Source organism: Phenylobacterium sp. (genome assembly GCF_031412415.1).
GTDB lineage: Bacteria > Pseudomonadota > Alphaproteobacteria > Caulobacterales > Caulobacteraceae > Phenylobacterium.
In genome coordinates this window covers 1-2,034 of sequence record NZ_JANOCX010000108.1, presented here as the reverse complement: position 1 = coordinate 2,034, position 2,034 = coordinate 1, and the positions used below count along the sequence as shown (strand labels likewise).

Below are 2,034 nucleotides of genomic sequence, written 5' to 3'. Positions count from 1 at the left end.
GCAGGCACGGGATATGCGCGAAGCGCCAACACCCAACACCCAAGGATCGACAAATGAAGCTCAAGGACAAAGTCGCCATCGTCACCGGCGCCGCCAGCGGCATCGGCAAGGACATCGCCAAGGCCTTCCTGGCGCAGGGCGCCAAGGTCGCCATCGCCGACCTCAACCTCGACGCCGCCAACGCGACCGCCAAGGAATTCGATCCGACCGGCGAGCGCGCCATGGGCGTGGCCATGGACGTCACCGACGAGACCCAGGTCGACGCCGGCGTCGAGGCGGTGGCCGCCAAGCTCGGCGGGATCGACATCCTGGTCTCCAACGCCGGCATCCAGATCGTCGGGCCGCTGGAGACCTTCAAGTTCAGCGACTGGAAGAAGCTGCTGGCCATCCACCTGGATGGCGCCTTCCTCACCACGCGCGCCTGCCTCAAGCACATGTATGCCCAGGGCCGCGGCGGCACGGTGATCTATATGGGCTCGGTCCACTCCAAGGAGGCCTCGGTTCTGAAGGCGCCCTATGTCACAGCCAAGCACGGCCTCGAGGGCCTGGCCAAGGTGGTGGCCAAGGAGGGCGCCGCCCACGGCGTTCGCGCCAACCTGATCTGCCCGGGCTTCGTCCGCACACCCCTGGTGGAGAAGCAGATCCCCGAGCAGGCTCAGGCGCTGGGCATGAGCGAAGAGGATGTCATCAAGAAGGTGATGCTGAAGGAGACCGTCGACGGCGAGTTCACCACGGTGGACGACGTGGCCCGCACGGCGGTGTTCCTGGCCGGCTTCCCGACCAACGCCCTGACGGGTCAGTCGATCGTGGTGAGCCACGGCTGGTACATGCAGTAGGCGCGACCCCTTAAGCGAACTCCACCAGCACCTCGTCGGCGGCGACGCTGTCGCCGGCCTTGGGACCGATGGTCTTGACGGTGCCGTCGCGCTCGGCGCGGATGATGTTCTGCATCTTCATGGCCTCGACGATGGCCACCTGCTGGCCGGTCTTGACCTCTTGGCCCAGCGTCACGTCGAGGGAGACGACCAGGCCTGGCATGGGCGAGAGGATGGACTTGGAGGTGTCGGGGGCCTGCTTGGGCGGCAGCTTCTCGTGCAGCTCGGCCGAGCGGGGGGTCAGCACCAGGACGTGAGCGAGGGCTGCGCGATGGCGGATGACGAAGCCCTCGGCGGCGGGCCCGACCTGGGCGGTGAAGGCCTGGCCGTCGAGGCAGGCGCGGAAGGTGGGCCGGCCGGGCTTCCAGTCGATCTCGGTGAGGTTGAGCCTGCGGTGCTCGCCGACAAACTCCACCCGGAAGTCGCTTCCGCCGTTGGACAGCCGCACCAGCCGCCGCTCGCCGTTCTCGATCACCACCCACTCGTCGCGGACCAGCTGGGGGGCTGAACGGGCGGTGACCTTGGTGTGCATGGCGCAGGCCGCCGCCGCCATCAGGTCGCGCTGGAACTCGGTGGGCGAGGTTCCCTGGAAGCCGTCCGGGAACTCGTCCTTGATGTAGTTTGTCGACAGCTGGCCAGACCGGAACCGGTCCTGGTCCATCACCGCGGCCAGGAACGGGATGTTGTGGCCGGGACCTTCGATGTGGAAGTCCTCCAGCGCCCGGCCCATGGCGTCGATGGCGGCGAGCCTGTTCGGCGCCCAGGTCGAGAGCTTGGAGATCATCGGGTCGTAGAACATCGAGATCTCGTCGCCTTCGCGGACGCCCGCGTCATTGCGCACCACGATCTCGCCGAGCTTGCCCTCTTGGGGCGGGGCGTAGCGCACCAGCCGCCCGATCGAGGGCAGGAAGCCGCGATAGGGGTCCTCGGCGTAGATCCGGCTCTCGATGGCCCAGCCGTTGATCTTCAGGTCCGACTGCTGGAACTGCAGCGCCTCGCCATAGGCCGAGCGGATCATCTGCTCGACCAGGTCCAGGCCGGTGATCAGCTCGGTGACCGGATGCTCCACCTGCAGGCGGGTGTTCATCTCCAGGAAGTAGAAGCTCTTGTCCTGGCCGGCCACGAACTCCACCGTGCCGGCGCTGTCGTAGGCAACGGC

General features: G+C 67.3%; 2 protein-coding genes. One reads left to right on the top strand and one right to left on the bottom strand.

Annotated elements, in window-relative coordinates; genetic code table 11:
* Positions 1-53: 53 nt before the first annotated feature.
* Positions 54-836 carry a 3-hydroxybutyrate dehydrogenase gene (locus RMO04_RS05545; RefSeq protein ID WP_309643796.1) on the top strand — a complete coding sequence of 261 codons (783 nt, stop codon included), beginning with the start codon at positions 54-56 and terminating at the stop codon, positions 834-836.
* Between the two features lie 10 nt (positions 837-846).
* Here RMO04_RS05545 and RMO04_RS05540 read toward each other — a convergent pair.
* Positions 847-2,034: biotin/lipoyl-containing protein (locus tag RMO04_RS05540; RefSeq protein ID WP_309643795.1), on the bottom strand; the 1,188-nt coding region annotated here is incomplete at its 5' end.